Origin of the sequence: Mesonia sediminis, assembly GCF_042684705.1 — a bacterium.
GTDB lineage: Bacteria > Bacteroidota > Bacteroidia > Flavobacteriales > Flavobacteriaceae > Mesonia > Mesonia sediminis.
Genome location: NZ_JBHULZ010000023.1, coordinates 21,260 through 38,313, shown reverse-complemented (window position 1 = coordinate 38,313; position 17,054 = coordinate 21,260). Strand labels below are relative to the sequence as shown.

Sequence of the window (17,054 nt, the reverse complement as noted above, 5' to 3'; positions counted from 1 at the left end):
TAACTTTTTTATGCTTCATTTAAAAATTCTTCCAATGCGTTTAAGTCGGTTATCAAAACTTGTCTGGCTTTACTACCTTCAAAAGGACCCACAATACCCGCAGCCTCCATTTGGTCAATAATTCTACCGGCACGATTGTACCCTATCTTTAACTTACGTTGCAATAAAGAGGCAGACCCTTGCTGTGCGGTAACCAATACTTCGGCAGCTTGATTAAACAGACTGTCGCGCTCGCTCACATCTATATCAAGACCTGTGCCATTTTCTTCTCCTTCATATTCTGGCAAAATGTGCGCATCGGGATAAGCTTTTTGCGCGCCTATAAAATCGGTTATTTTTTCAACCTCGGGTGTATCTACAAAGGCACATTGCAAACGAATCAAATTATTACCTTGGGTATAGAGCATATCTCCTTTCCCTATCAATTGATCGGCACCTCCTGTATCTAGTATGGTACGCGAATCTATCTTACTGGTCACTCTAAAAGCAATACGTGCGGGGAAGTTTGCTTTAATCATACCCGTTATTACGTTAACCGATGGTCTTTGGGTGGCTATTATCAGGTGTATTCCTATTGCCCGCGCCAATTGAGCCAGTCGCGCAATGGGAATTTCAACCTCTTTACCCGCGGTCATAATTAAATCGGCAAATTCATCGACCACCAAAACGATATAAGGCAAAAATTTATGACCGTTTTCCGGATTTAATTTTCTTGCTTTAAATTTCTCGTTGTATTCTTTAATGTTGCGCACCATAGCGTCTTTTAACAGTTCATAGCGACTATCCATTTCAATACATAGCGAGTTAAGCGTATGAATTACTTTGGTATTATCGGTAATAATAGCCTCTTCGGCATTAGGTAATTTTGCCAAATAGTGGCGCTCAATTTTGTTAAATAAAGTAAGCTCAACCTTTTTTGGATCTACCAAAACAAATTTCACTTCGGCCGGGTGTTTTTGATAAAGCAATGAAGTAAGTATAGCGTTTAATCCAACCGATTTCCCCTGACCTGTTGCCCCGGCCATTAGAAGGTGAGGCATTTTTGCCAAATCGGCAACAAAAGTCTCGTTTGAGATATTTTTTCCTAAAGCAATAGGCAATTGCATCTCGGCATTTTGAAATTTAGTCGAGCCGATTACCGAACGCATACTTACAATACTCGGATTTTTATTAGGCACCTCTATACCGATCGTCCCCTTCCCTGGTATGGGTGCTATAATACGAATTCCTAGAGCCGATAAAGATAAAGCGATATCATCTTCTAGGTTTTTAATTTTAGAAATACGCACGCCTGCTTCGGGAACAATTTCATATAAAGTCACGGTAGGCCCTACTGTAGCTTTGATTTGCGCAATTTCAATTTTATAGTTTTTAAGGGTATTAACAATATTGTTTTTGTTATTCTCTAGCTCCTCTTGGTTTATGGTAATTCCGCCTTTACCCGAGCTGTGGTCTACCAACAATTCAAGGGTAGGAAACTTAAAATTTTTCAATTCTAGAGTTGGGTCAAACTCGCCAAAATCTTTGACCAATTTGTTGCTCAAATTGCCCTCATCTACCTCTTCTTCTGCTGCTTGCTCTACTTCCATCGCCACATCATCGGTTTGATTACCAATGATAATTTTAGCGGGTTCAGCCTTGTCATCCGCTTTAGCTGAAACCTTCTCCGGTTGAGTATTTTCAAAAGTTATCGAAGAACCAAGGGTTTTCTCCTTTTCTTCGCCATTTTTATCTAGATTATTATCTTCTGCAGCTTGAGCTTCGGCTTCAGCTTTTGCTTTTTCTTGTTCAAGAAAGGCGTCTATTTCAGCTTGTTCTACATCTTTAGCCTCATCAAAATCGGCTTTCACCTGAGCTCGAGTCGTTTTAAAATATTGCCCCAAGACGTCTGGTGTTAAATTATAACGGATGATCAAATAGGCTAAAAAAAGAAAACTCAACACAAGTATGGTACCTGCAAAGCCTAAATAATCTCGCAGATAATCGTTGAGTTCATAACCTACAATACCGCTTAATATGGCTTGTTCGGGTGCAAAGAAACCTAAAACCGTACACAACCATAACATCAAAAGTAAGCCCCAAAACCAGTAAGATTTTAATTTTGCCGCAGGCTTTCTAAAGAACCAATAAAATCCTGTAACGCTCAACAAAAAAGCAATTTGATAGGCCGCGATACCAAATCCTTTAAACATAAAGAAATGACTGATTCCCGCCCCAAATTTATTCATCACATTATTTGCCTGCACACTCCTATCGGCGAGTGCAGTAATGGTATCTTGATCGGCTTTCCAGTGAAACAAATAAGAGGTAAAAGCCAAAAGCAAACCTAGTCCTAGGAAAAATAAAAATAGCCCCGCTAGTACCTGTTGTTTTTTGCTTGGCACCCAATTTATTTTCTTAACTACACGTTTTTTGGTCTTTACCGATTTTTTAGATGTTTTTTTCTTAGCCATTCACATTAATTGATTCGCAGACAAAAGTACAAATATGATTAATTAAACCACAGACGCCTGCATTTTAAATTTAGAAATTTATGTAGGGCCAGTAAATTAAAAGGCCAATAACCACAGCAACGCAAGCGCCTATGAAAACCGCTCCTGCGGCTAAATCTTTTATCTTTCCTATATTTTCATGAAAGTCTGGATGTATAAAATCGGCTATTTCTTCAATGGCCGAATTAGCTCCTTCTAATCCCATCACCAAACCTATGGCAAGAAGTTGCATCATCCATTCTGTTCTGGAAATGCCGACAAACCACCCCAGTAAACAAACGCAAACGCCAATAAAGAATTGTGCTTGTATGCTATGTTCATACCGCAAAAGCAAATAGGCTCCTTTAATAGCATACAAGCCACCTTTAAGTCTACCGCGTATAAATTTTTTCATGTGTATAAAAATCCGTTTAGGTAAATATAGAGTTTAAGCCTTTACCCTCAAAATTTGTTTTATAATTATACACAATAGAGTAACTATTAAAAAGGTTTAACCTGATTCATCAAGATATATTAGCCTTCAAAGCTATAAGCCGATCTTTCGATCGGCTTATAGCTATCTTTTTTTGATAAAACGCTTGTAGCTAAAACGCTAACTAGAGATTATAATAGACCAATTTTATTTTAAATAAATGGGTCCGAATTTAGAATTTCTAACTTTTCGAATTATCACGATAGAACAAATAAGTCCAAATTGAACGGGATAATCGAAAATTAAAAGTGCTTAACAAAAAGGCTACCCCAACGATCACAAGAAACACGTGTAAAGGAGATAGGTCAATAAAGTGCCAAAATACAACTAAGCAAGTTATCATTTGTGCAGCTGCTAAAGAATAGCTTACAAACATAGCTCCAAAAAAGAAACCAGTCTCACGTTCAAATTTATATTGACAATTTGGACATTTTTCGTGCATCTTCGGAATCTTAAATCGAAAAGGGTTTCCTCCATTTATAAACATTTTACTTTTGTAGCAATTCGGACACTTGCAATAAAACGCATTGAGTAGTGATTTCATAGTCATTTTTGAAATCCAAAACTACAGGAATTTAATGCACTTCTTGTTAAGGATTTTCACTATTTTTTGTACTTTTCGGACATGTTATGAAAATACCCATTTTACATCTTGAACAATTCGAACAAACTCAAGCCCAGACCTTTTATATAAGTCGGCTTTCTGATCACCTATTTACAAAACGTAATCTTGTGCATAAAACCCATAGTCACTCGTTCTATTTAGGGGTATTGTTTACACAAGGAAAAGGAATACACGAAATTGACTTCAACGCCTATACAATTCAACCGGGTAGTTTTTTTTTGCTAAAACCTGGACAGACCCACAATTGGAAGTTTGATGACCCACCGGAGGGAATTATTTTTTTCCATTCAAAAGCATTCTTTAAACTGAATTACATACAACATAATTTCAACCTCTTCCCTTTTTATCAATCTAACCTAAATCCGCCTTTTCTTAAATTAAATCAAAAAGAGACTGAAAAAATAAACTCAGAACTCATTGAATTAAAGCAAGAATTTCATTCCAACCAACTCTTTAAGGAGCTCCAAATACTTAATTCACTCAATAGCATCTATATTCTATTGTCTCGACTTTACCTTAAAGATATTGAACCTAGCTTATTGAAAGCAAAACCCAATACCAAATTATTAACTGATTTGGAGCGTTTAATAGAAACTCATTTTAAGCAAGAGAAATTACCTAGATTTTATGCAGCACAATTACATACTACAACAAAAAATTTGAACCGTATTGTACAGAAAAACCTAGGCAAAACCACAAGTGATTTGATTGCAGAAAGAATTGTATTAGAAGCGAAGCGCCTAATCGTTCACGCAGAATTGAGCTTAAGCGAAATCGCCTATACCTTGGGATTTTCCGATTATTCTTACTTTTCGAGATTCTTTAAACAAAAATCTGGAACTAGCCCCTTACAATTTAAAAACAAATTTTAACAAAAATCTTATTTGCCTTAATACTGGGTTACCCAAATCATTCATACTCGTTTTTATAAATCAAGCATTTTATATAAAATAGGGATTAAAATCGGCAATCGTGTACTGCACTCATTTTCTTTTAAGTAGAATGCTTAGGAAAACCCAGGAATTATAACTTATTTGTTTTGCTTTAAAAACTCTGTAATTTCACTCGGCTCAGCACGCTTACGATAATCAGCGTCTATAAAAGCATAAATTATTTTACCTTCTTCGTTTATGATATAGGTAGCTGCCAATGGCAGTTCATTCGAATCATCCCCATTATGTTCATTTAAGGCAAAAGACTGATTATATAAATTAGATACCTCTTCAGTTAACTTGAAAACAATACCATATGATTCTGCTACCTCATTCCCTAGGTCACTTAAAACTTCGAATTCTAATTCATGTTTTTCGGATGTGCTTAAGGATTCGTCTGGTAATTCTGGAGATAGGGCTATGAGACTAGCTCCTTGCTTTTCAAAATTAGGTAACTCTTCTTGCAAAGCGCTCAAGGTTAAATTACAATAAGGACACCATCCTCCTCTAAACCAAGTTAGTATAACTTTACCATCCTTGTAATAATCAGAAAGTTTCACAGTTTCGCCCAGGTCATTTTTTAAGCTAAAATCTGGAGCTAAATCACCTACTTGTTTTGCTGTAGATAATACTCCACTATTTTTTACATCGTCAAGTCCTTCTTGATGAGCCAATTTTACTTGATTATCGGCTTTTTCATTAAAAGCGGCCTTCCTCATTTCTTATTGCGACTTTAGACTTATCGTCTCCCTATTATCTTTGATTACTGTATCTTTAAGCATTTGTTCAGGTTTATTTCCCTTTTCCTTTTTAGCTTCTTGGCAAGCAATTAAGCTCAAACCAAGAAGGGTCAATCCTAATAATAAGTTTTTCTCCTCATCGGTTTACACTATTTAATATATTTGTTTAAATCTAAAAACAAAAGTAGATATAGAAGTAAACACAACAACCCTGTTTAGTCTTAATAAAATGTTACTGTTTTCGTTCTTATATAGATTACTTATGGCTAATCTTATTTCTATAAATATATGTTGATTTATCAAAAAAATAATTAATGTATAGCCATAAAATCAAAATTTCAAATTCGCTATAAATGAAATTACTTTATAGATGCGGAGCAAAGGAATAGGAATAAAGGATAAAAAAATAAGTTATTGTCTAACGAAAAAAATCGACACAACTTAAGGTTCTAGGTAATCTAGAGTATTACACATTTTAAATTTAGGACTTCTCCGAAAAAATTCACGAAGAAAAGCAGTATGAGCTGTACCCATTAGAATGAAAACTCGATCATCAGGTTGCATAGGAATCCGGTTTAGGTTGGCAAAAATTTTCATATTTCTGTGATAAAAACGCGCGGCATTGTCGGGTCCTTCAAAACCATCACCTATACCTACATAAAGTAATTTATCTGCATTGGTATTTATGGAGTAATCTAAATGTAAAGGTTCATTTATCAATTGTAATTTACCCAGCAAAGAAAGCTGATCATAGCCTTCTTCTCGTTTGGCCAACTCCGGGTAATCTTTAAAGGGCTCTTGGGTTAGTTGCAAATACGTTTTGGGATCTATTGAATTGGTATAATCGGGGCTCCTCTCAATAAAATCACCCACACTATAATTATAGCCCATATGGTTATCTATACCATAGATTTTATCGACCCCTGCTAAGCGTCCTACTTCAAATCCTAGCATGCTGCTTTCACCGAATTGAAGATTTAAATCTTTAGGGTTTCTTAAAAAAGCTTGGTAGGCGGCATTTAAAACGGAGTCTTTTTCCGGCAAAGTTTCTACACAAATAATACTAGGCTTAAATTCGGCTATTATTTTAGCTAAAGCCCGCACCTCCCGTTTGGCACTTTCGCTATGTTCATCAAAGCTTGTTTTATTTGCATCTGGGGTGTATCCAAAATGAAAGGTACCAAGGTTTAAAACCTTGATCTTCGAATCAGTCGATTCTTCAATATTTTCTTTTTTCTGAAATGATAAGCAGGAACAACTGATAATTGAACTCAAAACAAGTAAGCTTGCTATTATAACCTGAATTTTTCTAAAATTAGCAACCATATAAAAGTCTTAGTATTATGTTACTATTGAATCTTGACATTCAACGGGCCCACCCAAGCTGTTTTAGATCCGTCTAAACATACAGTGCGCACATAAAAATCGTAATTAACATTGGGTGAAATTTGGGTGTATGTAATTTGTGTTCCATAATCTGATCGTGACTCAATGGCCGATGATTCAGGAGATTTATGTTTTCCCACCAAATTAAACTCGTAGGTTTTGTTGTTACCATCGTCTTTCCAACTTATACTAGCCCCAACAGGATCTCCAAAGAAATTATATTCGGTAAAATAAGACAGGTTGTAAGGTTCTAAACATACATTTTGATTCTGTTCTGCAAAATAGGAAACAGGACCCACCCAGGCACTATGTCCTAGATCAATATTACAATAGGCCCGCACATAAGCATCATACACTTTGTTTTTTTCTAAACTTAAATCAAAAATCGTTTCGCTATTGGAACTTAGCTTTTGGCCTTGCCCCACTTCAAAGCCTTGTGCACCATACTCTACCTCGTAAAATGAAGCATCATTTTCATTATCATAGTAATTCCACGCTATGTATCCATTAAATTCTAATGCATAAGGATTCTCACAAAAAGAAGAAATATTTATCGTTTTTGGACCAAACCAATCGGTTTTTTTACCGTTTTCTTGAACACCGCGAATCCAGAAATGATATACTACATCGCTAGCAAAAATCAAATCTCTAATTGGTTTTTCAACCCGTTCCTGATTAGAGGTAGTAAAAAAATCGGCATACTCGGCTTTCACGTCATAACCCGCTTCCGCGAAAGCGATTTCGAAATAGTCAAATTCGCCACGAATGCCATAATAAAAGTCTAATGAACTACCGTTTTGAGACACCTCAAAATAATCGATTTGATTCTGAGAAGCATTGCTTTCATCATCTTTAGTACATCCATATAAAAGGCCGAGAACCAATACTAAATAAGCCTGCACCTTTAACTTCGCTATATCAGCAACCACTTTTCTTAGAACTAACATTTCCTTAAATTTTGCGGATCAATATACGCTAATTTTTCATTATTTTTAATAATTTTAGCACAACAGAGATTTTAAACCATCAACTTCTATCGTTTAATAAATTCTATCAATTGAAAAAAGTAAACAAAACCAATCGGTTTTTAATTTTAATACCAACTTTATTGGTAACACTCCTCAACTTTTCGTGCAAAGAAAATGTAGAATCGGCAAATGGACAACAAAGTGAATTATTGACTAAGATTGAGGCCGTACAAGAACAAATAATGGCGCAAGGTGATATCACGAAAACAGAAGAACAGGCTCTTAAAAGTCTCTGCCAAATAATTGCTCGTAATGATGGCTTAGCTCGTTATACCTCTGAAAATAGCATACTACTAAAGAATGTGCAAACGCCACCTGTCTTTCCTGGTTGTGAGAATCAAAAAAAAGAAGACATTACCGCCTGTTTTTATGAGAAAATAACTACCTACATTGAAAAAGAATTTAATACACAAATAATTAAGGACCTTAATCTATCACAACCTAAACAACTGGCCGCCTTTTTTATTATAGACGAAACGGGAAATAGTACAGGTTTAAAGGTAAGAAATGCCGAAATTACGGTACAGGCCGAAGTTTTGTCGGTACTAAGAAAACTACCCGTTATGCAACCTGCTAAGCATCACAATGAAAAAGTTTCGGTGCTATGCTCTATTCTAATTACTTATAAAGAAAATATAAAAGTAAAGCTTACCTACCTACCAGAAAGACCAGAATAAATTTGATTTTCGCATATTTTCTAACCAACTTATCCGCACCAAAGTTTAAATAGCAATTACTATAATAGCTAAATTTATAGATATAAAAAACCCGATATACTTTTGTCGGAGGTGAATATTAAATTCAATCACCTCATAATCTACAAATTTTTATAGCTTTGAGAATAGCTTTTATTTGATCATCCTAATTTCTATCAGCCAAATTTACAAACCTATTTAAATCGACCAATGTAGCCTAAATAAGCAGCTGAATTAATTATAGAGAATTAGCGCATCCCTTATAAACACTATTAACGTACTTCATACCTCCTGTTACTTTCTACGTCTAAAACAAGTATTCTTACTACTTGGCAAGATAAGTTAAAATCCTAAGATACTTCATAGCTCCCTCGAAGTTAGCTCGATACTCCTTCGATAAAACTTCGATAAACCCTTATATTTCGAGGGGTCAACGAAGAAGTATCGAAGGAGTTACGAAGCAGCTATGCTTTTACCCTCCTTATTGCTGGGGAATTTTCTTACGTGAATTTTAAGCAACTAAACCTATATCAAGACATGTACTCTACCAATATTTTGGTCAGGCCTCATAAAAATTCAATTCTCAATACGAAAAACAACAGCTATAAAATATTTGTTCAATTCGGTTAAAACCGATATAATATCGAGTAGATTTTAATTTGGTTGTTGTATATACACGTCTGGAAATCAAACGGACTTTTCATTCCCCGTGCCTTGTTTTAAATAACGCTGGTTCAACTACTTTTATGAATAAAAGAACTAAGCAAAGATTTTGAGTTGTACAGGAAAGAAAATTACCATTAAAATAGCCGACCAGGCAACGTTTCGCATTGCTAAAAATTGCTAAGAAAAACTACCTAATCACTAGGCCTTGTTTTAAGAAAATAACTAAACGATTCAAATTAAATTGTCGTGTGGAGAAAATCACAATAAAGAAGTTTATTTAAATGGAGATATGGAGTTGTGATGCAAATCACAAAATCCGTTTTCAGCCAACAAAACTCCAGAGCCAATTTTGAAAATCGTAACCTTTAAGTTACATTTATAGTGATAGAGAAAATTAGAAAGGTAATAGCTTATAAAAACTATTTTCAAGATTTTCTGACTAAACAACCAATAAAAGTTCAGGATAAGATTTTTAAAGTAACCGAAGCAATAGAAACATTTGAACAAATTGCTCAAAACTTAAAATCTTCACTATCTTTAATGAGGCTGAAAATTATTTTTAAGGATAGAATGACCAATATGACGAATTTACCTTAAAAAACAAAATGACTAAACCTAAAAAAATAAAGCAGATTGTGAAATCAGTGTTACTGATTGGAACCTTTATTTCTTTATTTTTTGTGCCCTGGGTTTTGGTAAAGGCTTGGATTTCACCATTACCAGATAGCCTTCAAGAACAAGTAGATGAAGCATTAGGATATGGTTTTGACGGAATGATTGTTTACGTAGATCAAGCAGGAAAAGATCCTCAATTCTATACAGGAGGATGGAAAGAAAGAGAAAAGCAAATACCCGCCGAGCCACAATCATTATTCAAAATTGCCAGTATCAGCAAATTATATACCGCTGTAGCAGCCACAAAATTGGTAAAAGAAAAGCGCTTGTCTTTTGACCGCACTTTAACCGATTACCTTCCCCAACTACGATACCGAATAGAAAATGCCGATGAAATCACCTTAAAAATGATGATTCAACATCGCTCTGGAATTCCGAACTATACAGACAATCCATCGTTTTGGGAAAACGAAGAAAAAAATTACAAAACTCCCCTAAAATTTGCTTTAGACTTGCCGGCCAGTTTTAAACCAGGTAAAGATTATGAATATTCAAATACCAATTATATATTGTTACGGCAGATAATGGATAAGGTTTTAGCATACAATCACCACGAATATATAAAAGAAAAAATTTTAATACCCTTAAACCTTAAAAACACCTACTTTACAATTGACGAAGTAGATATAAATGATTTAATGAGTGGGTATTACGTGGGAATTGAAAAAGATTTCAAATTCAGAGACAATGGAATGATAGCAACAGCAGAAGATGTGGGAATATTTATTAGAGCCTTGAATGATGGTTCCGTATTTCAAAAAGGAGAACAAGAAATCTATCCCTATAAATATGAACATGGCGGTTTAACAGTAGGCTACCAAAGCTTGGCAGAATACCATGAAGATATTGATACGGTGGTGGTTCAATTTATCAATACAACCAATTTTGAAGGTTATGAGTATAATTTGTCTGAAATAATAATCAATCGAATGGTGAAAATCATAAAAAAGAGGAGTTAGGTAAAATCACATTTATATTCATCACTTTCGCGGAATTAAATAAAACAGATCTAGTTGAATTTTTCTTTTAAAAAATGGTTTTTCTCAGTAACCAACGTAAGATTTATGTCAATAACCAATAATTCTACTTATAGTGGATAAAATACTACTAGAAACCATTATATTTGAGTGGGGATAATGAGTTGCCAGTAATTATGACCAACACTAGGAATGAAAGAAATCTACGAGCCTAAATTTGTTGAAAAGCTATTTGATAAAATGAGTAGTTCGTATGCAAAAATGAATTACATAACCTCATTTGGATTTAGTGAAAGATGGAGAAGACAGTGTGTCAAGCAAATTGAAATCGAAAAAGGAAAAATAGTTGTCGATTTAATGACTGGCATGGGAGAATGTTGGAAACACATTTTAAAAGATTCAGACAAAAACTCAAAACTAATTGCAATGGACTTCTCTTCTGAGATGATAAATCGTGCGGAGAAAAATAAATCGAAATTCAAAAAATTTAAAATTGAGATACTTAAAGAAAATGTTTTTGACAATTCAATTCCGAACGAATCTGCTGATTATGTAATTTCAGGTTTTGGGTTAAAGACATTTAATGATGATCAACTTGGAAAATTATCAAGCGAAATTTATCGAATTTTAAAACCAAACGGAAAGTTTTCCTTAATCGACGTTTCTGTTCCAAAAAGTAAAATAATAAAACCCTTTTATATGTTTTACTTGAAAAATATTATTCCTATTTTAGGAAAAGTATTTCTTGGAAGTCCAGAGACTTATAAAATGTTAGGAGTTTATACAGAAGAGTTTGGAAACTCAAAAAATACATTTCGAATTTTTAACGGTCATGAATTTGAAGTTGAATATGTAGAATATTTTTTCGGTTGTGCAAGTGGAATAAAAGGAAGAAAAATAAAATAGCCGACACTAATAATTATGCATTAGAAAATGCTTTATCACACATACTTAAATTATCGCTTTCGCGGAATTAAATAAAATAGATCTAGGTGAATTTTTCGTTTAAAAATGATTTTTCTCAGTAATCAACGTAAGATTTATGTCAGTAAACAATAATTCTGGTTTTATCGGATAAAATACAACCACAAACCAGTATATTTGAGTGGGGATGTTATATGCCCTAAAAAGATCAAAACTTCCTCAAAATGGAACAAATAAAAATAATACTCTTTGCCTTAGCTTCTTTCTTTGGTATTGAAAATGGTAGAATAGCTGCTGAGAAGGCCGACATCACAATCTATCCAGAGAATAAAAAAATTGAAGTTGTTCAAGAAAAATTGTTTAGTATTCTTCAATCAAAAACAAATAGTACATTGGTAGTAGAGCAATGGAATAAAATTCTTGATCTGAAAAGAGATGAAGAAGCCTGGTCAGAAGAGTTAAATGAATTTCCAATCAAAAACTTTGAGCTTTTCACGAATAACAATACAATTCAACCACACTTCATACTTCATTATCCAGAGGAAATTAACCTTAAAGCATTGGGAATTTGGTATAACAAAAAAAAAAAATGAATTTTCAATTAATAACATTCCGCAACACAATCTAAAAACCGATGATGGAAAATTAGTAGGGAATTATTGGGTTTTTAAAGCTAAGGATACCATCGCCTTTAGTATAGAACCATTTCTTCAACTGCCAAAAGCCTATGAAAAATTAAAAACGCCATTAGAGAAATTAGTAATATCAGAAAATTAATACCCTCAGCTGGCCAATTGATTTTTCAATAAGATCTAAAGGATTCAAAATTAGATGAAATTTCGTACTTTCCCTAATTCGCTTCAAAGGTCACTAATAGCTAGAAAGCAAAAATAAAATGAAACCTAAATCTAATCCGCTAAGGAAAGTAACTAAACATAAAAATCACCTAATAAATATCGAAATATGAAAAATTTAATAAAGCTATTCTCTGTAATCATGAGTTTATTATTCATCGCTGCTGCTTGTAAATCTGACCCACAACAATGCGATATCAACCTTAATAATGGTGAAAAATGGCAAGTAAATGCCGAAATGAAACCCCACATTAAAAAAGGAAATGAATTACTGACCGATTTTATGGCTGCAAAGAATAAAGACTACAAAAATTTAGCCGAGAATTTAAAAACACAAAACAACCGCTTGATTAAAAGTTGTACCATGAAAGGAGAAAGTCATGACGAATTGCATAAATGGCTCCACCCCCATATCGAACTTATTGAAAAGCTGTCAAAAGCCGAAAATAATGAAGAAGCAGAAGCGATAATTTTTAAGCTCCAAAAGTCTTTTGAAAACTATGAACACTATTTTCAATAAGCCTTAAAAAATCTTTTGGTAAAATTTTATTACAAGAACTTACACTTTAAATTTAACGGACATAACATGGTCAGAGTGCATTAGGAGCGGTTATAGCAAATAATATACCCTATAGACAATTTTTTTTGATCAGTAAAAGCAGTAATAAGTTCCCTTTTCTAGGGAAGAAGACTTTTATACCCCCTTCGGTTTAAATAAAATTAGTAAAATAAACCAAGAAGAAAACTCGTAAATACCTACACTTCTCACCTTTGTAAACCGATTATTGGGTATATTTGATTTGTGGTTTACGGTACCACGAGATTCTTTTGGCCTTTGAACGATTTAAAGGATATAACAATAAAAACAACCCATACTAAATTCGATAATACACACTGAATAAATACAATAAAAACGATTTATCATAACCGTTTTTTTTATCATAAGAATAATGGAACATACCTATCACATACACGGAATGAGCTGTAACGGTTGTCGTACTCACGTTGAAGAAACCCTTGCTAAAGTAAAAGGTGTTTCTAAAGCAACGGTAAATTTAGATGAGGCATCGGCTACAATTGAAACCGAAGAAAATATTCCTATAGAAAAATTTCAAGCAGCCTTAGAAAAAGCTGCGGGTAATTATAGTATTCATCATCCTAACGAACAGCCTAAAAATAAAGAAGATAAAAAGAAAAAAACCGCTAAAGGTAAAGGCACGGGTATCTTTTATTGCCCTATGCATTGCGAAGGTGATAAAACCTATGATAAACCTGGCGATTGCCCTGTTTGCGGAATGGATTTAGTCGAAGAACAAAACCTGTTTACGGCGTCATCAGAACAATGGACCTGCCCCATGCATCCAGAAATAATTGAGGATGAGGCAGGCTCGTGTCCCATCTGCGGAATGGATTTAGTCCCCAAACAAGCAGATTTATCTTCAGAAGAAAAAACCTATAAAAGCTTACTAAAGAAATTTTGGTTAGCGATGATATTCACGCTGCCTATCTTTATCATTGCTATGAGCGAAATGATCCATAATAATCCATTGTATGACATTATGGAACAGCGATATTGGAATTGGGTACAGTTCGTATTATCTATTCCTGTTGTATTTTATGCCGCTTGGATGTTTTTTGAACGGGCGTATAAAAGTATAAAAACCTGGAACCTCAATATGTTTACCCTTATCGGAATTGGTGCAGGGGTGGCTTGGGTATTTAGCCTAATAGGAATGTTATTTCCAGCCGTATTCCCCGAACAATTTTTGTCTGAATCTGGCGCAGTACACGTTTATTTTGAAGCTGCAACCGTAATACTAACGCTGGTACTACTAGGTCAGTTACTAGAAGCGCGTGCGCACAGCAAAACCAATTCCGCAGTAAAAGAATTACTCAAATTAGCGCCCAATAAAGCGATTAAAATTGTAAATGAAGAAGAAGTTGAAGTCAGTATCGAAGAAATACAAATAAATGATACTCTAAAGGTAAAACCAGGCGATAAAATTCCTGTCGATGGCATCATTACCGAAGGAGAAACCGCTGTTGATGAATCGATGATTACGGGCGAACCTATTCCGGTGAGTAAAACTCAAGGAGATAAGGTAAGCAGCGGTACTATAAATGGGAACCAGTCTTTTCTAATGAGAGCTGAGAAAGTAGGAAGCGACACCTTACTTTCGCAAATTATTCAGATGGTAAATGACGCCAGCCGAAGTCGCGCGCCTATCCAAAATTTAGCCGATAAAGTTTCGGGGTACTTTGTCCCTATTGTAGTCATTATATCGGTAATTACATTTATAGTTTGGTCCATATGGGGGCCAGCACCAGCTTATGTTTATGCACTGGTCAATGCGATTGCGGTGCTCATTATCGCTTGTCCATGCGCTTTAGGTTTGGCCACTCCAATGTCTGTAATGGTTGGTGTGGGTAAAGGTGCCCAAAATGGGGTGTTAATTAAAAATGCCGAAGCCCTTGAAAAAATGGATCAAGTAGATACTTTGATTGTCGACAAAACGGGTACTATAACCGAAGGAAAACCTACCGTAGAAAAAATAGGCTCTTTTACCGATGCGTTTAGTGAAAAAGAGATCTTACAATACATTCTTGCTTTAAATACCAATAGTGAACATCCCTTGGCGGAAGCCACGGTTAACTACGCAAAAGAGCAAAATACTAAACTATTAAAATCTAAAGATTTCAGCGCCTTAACTGGAAAAGGGGTTGAAGCTATCATAACGGATAAAAAAGTGGCCCTGGGTAATCCTAAAATGATGAATTATGCTAAAGCAAGCATCACGGCTCATATGCAAGAAGAAGCCGAAATTTATCAAAAGCAAGGTAAAACGGTTTCGTTTTTAGCCATAGCAAATACTGTAGTAGGTTATGTAGTTATCGGCGATAAGATTAAGAAAACCAGTGCCAAAGCAATTAAAACCCTACAAGAAAAAGGCATTGCTGTTATCATGCTTACAGGCGATAATCACAACACCGCTCAGGCTGTCGCAAAGGAAGTAAATTTAGCCGATTTTAAAGCCGGTATGTTACCCGAAGATAAACTCCATAAAGTTGAAGAATTACAGGAAAGCGGCAAAGTGGTAGCCATGGCAGGCGATGGTATTAACGATGCTCCAGCCTTGGCCAAAAGCGATGTAGGAATTGCCATGGGAACCGGTACCGATGTCGCCATAGAAAGCGCCATGATAACATTGGTTAAAGGCGATTTACACGGAATTGTAAAAGCAAAAAACTTGAGCCATGCCGTAATGAAAAACATTAAGCAAAATTTATTTTTTGCGCTTGTTTATAACACCTTGGGGGTACCCATAGCTGCTGGTGTTTTATTTCCATTTTTCGGGATATTGCTCTCCCCTATGATCGCTGCATTAGCAATGAGCTTTAGTTCGGTTTCTGTAATCGGTAACGCGCTCCGATTACGTACAAGAAAAATAGAATAAAAGGCTAGGCGAAACAAAATCCTATGCAAAAGACAATTCAATTGACAGCTTGGCACAAACCATAACAAATGTATTATGTCAGCTTAGACTGGATGTGTATTTTTCTGTAACTTCTTGATTTAAATGAAATAAATATAAAAACTTTATCACTTATGAAAATGAGCAAACTAAATAAAGAGACTATTAAACACGGGGTTTATAGTGGCTTTTTTTATGCTCTTGGTATGGCTTTATTCGATTATTTGGGGCACCAGGACTTTGATTTATGGAAGTTTATTTTTGGGCTTTTATTTTTCGGTTTTTTTATGGGATTACTCTTTAGACCAACCTTAAGAAAAAAAATAAATTCAGCACAGAAAAAAGATAGATTGAAATAGTTTTTTGTTCGTAAAAATATAGGGCTAAATTTTCTTAGGATTTAGAAGATTATTTATTTTTTAAACAAGAAATTTTATAGTGTTTAAGCTTATTCTAATTAATTGTTTCATCTTCACGGGCAATTATGTACAATTCAAATTAAAGCCATAAAATTTCATTAAATAACCCAAAAACTATTATCCCCTTTACTATGAAAAAATCAATTTTATTACTATTCTTAGCACTAACTAGTATAAGCTTTGGCCAGGCCAACTTGGCAAGAGATTTCTCAGAAATTTTTAATAAGACTAACAAAGATGAAATTAATCGAATTGCCCATAAATTAAACTATAAGCCAAATGAGGAAATAAGAGTTTTTGTTTTTTTCAAAATTAATGAAAAAGGAAAATTTTATGATATAAATGCGCGTAGCGAACACCGCAGGATTGAAAAAGAAGTAATTAAGCTTTTTAAAGAATTTACAGCAGATAAAACTACCTACGTTGAAGAAGAGAAAATCGGGAAAAAACTGGCACTACCAGTTGTATTTAAAACAGAAAACGAACGAGCAAGGAAACGTAGACTAAAAAAGGAAAAGAAACTTAAAAGCAAACGCGAAGACTAAAAACGCATACCTCTTAAAATTTTTTTATGCAAGTTCAATAATCACTACAAATTTGACAACTAAAAGCTTTTCTCAACTTTTGAAAATATCGCTTGGGTGGTACTGACTTTAATTGCTTGGACTTGCTATTTGCCGTATCTTGTGTTTAGCG

General features: G+C 34.5%; 15 protein-coding genes. 9 read left to right on the top strand and 6 right to left on the bottom strand.

Annotated elements, in window-relative coordinates:
• Window positions 1–8 precede the first annotated feature (8 nt).
• The 3 genes from ACFSQ0_RS03425 to ACFSQ0_RS03415 all read right to left on the bottom strand — a co-directional run bounded on the left by ACFSQ0_RS03425 (window position 9) and on the right by ACFSQ0_RS03415 (window position 3,406).
• Entirely contained in the window at window positions 9–2,453 is a 2,445-nt protein-coding gene (locus ACFSQ0_RS03425) for an FtsK/SpoIIIE family DNA translocase (protein ID WP_379044139.1), read from the bottom strand.
• Between the two features lie 70 nt (window positions 2,454–2,523).
• The gene (locus ACFSQ0_RS03420) at window positions 2,524–2,886 is read right to left on the bottom strand and encodes a diacylglycerol kinase (RefSeq protein WP_379044136.1); all 363 of its coding nucleotides are present in this window, start codon (window positions 2,884–2,886) and stop codon (window positions 2,524–2,526) included.
• A 259-nt stretch (window positions 2,887–3,145) separates the two neighbouring features.
• Window positions 3,146–3,406 (bottom strand): DUF983 domain-containing protein, encoded by a 261-nt coding sequence (locus ACFSQ0_RS03415; protein ID WP_379044133.1) that lies wholly within the window; start codon window positions 3,404–3,406, stop codon window positions 3,146–3,148.
• Window positions 3,407–3,594: 188 nt separating this feature from the next.
• Here ACFSQ0_RS03415 and ACFSQ0_RS03410 point away from each other — a divergent pair, with 188 nt between their 5' ends.
• Window positions 3,595–4,461 carry a helix-turn-helix domain-containing protein gene (locus ACFSQ0_RS03410; protein WP_379044130.1) on the top strand — a complete coding sequence of 289 codons (867 nt, stop codon included), beginning with the start codon at window positions 3,595–3,597 and terminating at the stop codon, window positions 4,459–4,461.
• A gap of 158 nt (window positions 4,462–4,619) precedes the next feature.
• On the opposite strand, the gene ACFSQ0_RS03405 is transcribed toward ACFSQ0_RS03410, so the two are convergent.
• The 3 genes from ACFSQ0_RS03405 to ACFSQ0_RS03395 all read right to left on the bottom strand — a co-directional run bounded on the left by ACFSQ0_RS03405 (window position 4,620) and on the right by ACFSQ0_RS03395 (window position 7,594).
• The gene (locus ACFSQ0_RS03405) at window positions 4,620–5,240 is read right to left on the bottom strand and encodes a peroxiredoxin-like family protein (protein ID WP_379044127.1); all 621 of its coding nucleotides are present in this window, start codon (window positions 5,238–5,240) and stop codon (window positions 4,620–4,622) included.
• A 462-nt stretch (window positions 5,241–5,702) separates the two neighbouring features.
• Entirely contained in the window at window positions 5,703–6,536 is an 834-nt protein-coding gene (locus tag ACFSQ0_RS03400; RefSeq protein ID WP_379044124.1) for a DUF5694 domain-containing protein, read from the bottom strand.
• Between the two features lie 74 nt (window positions 6,537–6,610).
• A complete protein-coding gene (locus tag ACFSQ0_RS03395) occupies window positions 6,611–7,594 on the bottom strand; it encodes a hypothetical protein (RefSeq protein ID WP_379044121.1) in 984 nt (327 codons plus the stop codon).
• Window positions 7,595–7,704: 110 nt separating this feature from the next.
• Between ACFSQ0_RS03395 and ACFSQ0_RS03390 the strand changes: the two genes are divergently transcribed.
• The 8 genes from ACFSQ0_RS03390 to ACFSQ0_RS03355 all read left to right on the top strand — a co-directional run bounded on the left by ACFSQ0_RS03390 (window position 7,705) and on the right by ACFSQ0_RS03355 (window position 16,903).
• Entirely contained in the window at window positions 7,705–8,352 is a 648-nt protein-coding gene (locus tag ACFSQ0_RS03390) for a hypothetical protein (RefSeq protein ID WP_379044119.1), read from the top strand.
• Between the two features lie 1,289 nt (window positions 8,353–9,641).
• Complete coding sequence (locus ACFSQ0_RS03385) at window positions 9,642–10,670, top strand: serine hydrolase domain-containing protein (RefSeq protein ID WP_379044117.1); 1,029 nt, start codon at window positions 9,642–9,644, stop codon at window positions 10,668–10,670.
• A 210-nt stretch (window positions 10,671–10,880) separates the two neighbouring features.
• Complete coding sequence (locus tag ACFSQ0_RS03380) at window positions 10,881–11,594, top strand: class I SAM-dependent methyltransferase (protein ID WP_379044114.1); 714 nt, start codon at window positions 10,881–10,883, stop codon at window positions 11,592–11,594.
• A 242-nt stretch (window positions 11,595–11,836) separates the two neighbouring features.
• A complete protein-coding gene (locus tag ACFSQ0_RS03375; protein WP_379044111.1) occupies window positions 11,837–12,205 on the top strand; it encodes a hypothetical protein in 369 nt (122 codons plus the stop codon).
• A 370-nt stretch (window positions 12,206–12,575) separates the two neighbouring features.
• The gene (locus tag ACFSQ0_RS03370; protein WP_379044108.1) at window positions 12,576–12,986 is read left to right on the top strand and encodes a hypothetical protein; all 411 of its coding nucleotides are present in this window, start codon (window positions 12,576–12,578) and stop codon (window positions 12,984–12,986) included.
• Window positions 12,987–13,416: 430 nt separating this feature from the next.
• The gene (locus ACFSQ0_RS03365) at window positions 13,417–15,921 is read left to right on the top strand and encodes a heavy metal translocating P-type ATPase (RefSeq protein WP_379044105.1); all 2,505 of its coding nucleotides are present in this window, start codon (window positions 13,417–13,419) and stop codon (window positions 15,919–15,921) included.
• Between the two features lie 152 nt (window positions 15,922–16,073).
• On the top strand, window positions 16,074–16,298 hold the full coding sequence (locus tag ACFSQ0_RS03360; protein WP_379044102.1) for a hypothetical protein: 225 nt from the start codon (window positions 16,074–16,076) through the stop codon (window positions 16,296–16,298).
• 191 nt (window positions 16,299–16,489) lie between these two features.
• Window positions 16,490–16,903 (top strand): hypothetical protein, encoded by a 414-nt coding sequence (locus ACFSQ0_RS03355; protein WP_379044099.1) that lies wholly within the window; start codon window positions 16,490–16,492, stop codon window positions 16,901–16,903.
• Window positions 16,904–17,054 lie beyond the last annotated feature (151 nt).

What these genes read in the sequence shown, in the direction of transcription:
- ACFSQ0_RS03425 (WP_379044139.1), bottom strand. Translation starts at nt 2,453, where the DNA reads ATGGCTAAGAAAAAAACATCTAAAAAATCGGTAAAGACCAAAAAACGT.
- ACFSQ0_RS03420 (WP_379044136.1), bottom strand. Translation starts at nt 2,886, where the DNA reads ATGAAAAAATTTATACGCGGTAGACTTAAAGGTGGCTTGTATGCTATT.
- ACFSQ0_RS03415 (WP_379044133.1), bottom strand. Translation starts at nt 3,406, where the DNA reads ATGCACGAAAAATGTCCAAATTGTCAATATAAATTTGAACGTGAGACT.
- ACFSQ0_RS03410 (WP_379044130.1), top strand. Translation starts at nt 3,595, where the DNA reads ATGAAAATACCCATTTTACATCTTGAACAATTCGAACAAACTCAAGCC.
- ACFSQ0_RS03405 (WP_379044127.1), bottom strand. Translation starts at nt 5,240, where the DNA reads ATGAGGAAGGCCGCTTTTAATGAAAAAGCCGATAATCAAGTAAAATTG.
- ACFSQ0_RS03395 (WP_379044121.1), bottom strand. Translation starts at nt 7,594, where the DNA reads ATGTTAGTTCTAAGAAAAGTGGTTGCTGATATAGCGAAGTTAAAGGTG.
- ACFSQ0_RS03385 (WP_379044117.1), top strand. Translation starts at nt 9,642, where the DNA reads ATGACTAAACCTAAAAAAATAAAGCAGATTGTGAAATCAGTGTTACTG.
- ACFSQ0_RS03380 (WP_379044114.1), top strand. Translation starts at nt 10,881, where the DNA reads ATGAAAGAAATCTACGAGCCTAAATTTGTTGAAAAGCTATTTGATAAA.
- ACFSQ0_RS03375 (WP_379044111.1), top strand. Translation starts at nt 11,837, where the DNA reads ATGGAACAAATAAAAATAATACTCTTTGCCTTAGCTTCTTTCTTTGGT.
- ACFSQ0_RS03370 (WP_379044108.1), top strand. Translation starts at nt 12,576, where the DNA reads ATGAAAAATTTAATAAAGCTATTCTCTGTAATCATGAGTTTATTATTC.
- ACFSQ0_RS03365 (WP_379044105.1), top strand. Translation starts at nt 13,417, where the DNA reads ATGGAACATACCTATCACATACACGGAATGAGCTGTAACGGTTGTCGT.
- ACFSQ0_RS03360 (WP_379044102.1), top strand. Translation starts at nt 16,074, where the DNA reads ATGAAAATGAGCAAACTAAATAAAGAGACTATTAAACACGGGGTTTAT.
- ACFSQ0_RS03355 (WP_379044099.1), top strand. Translation starts at nt 16,490, where the DNA reads ATGAAAAAATCAATTTTATTACTATTCTTAGCACTAACTAGTATAAGC.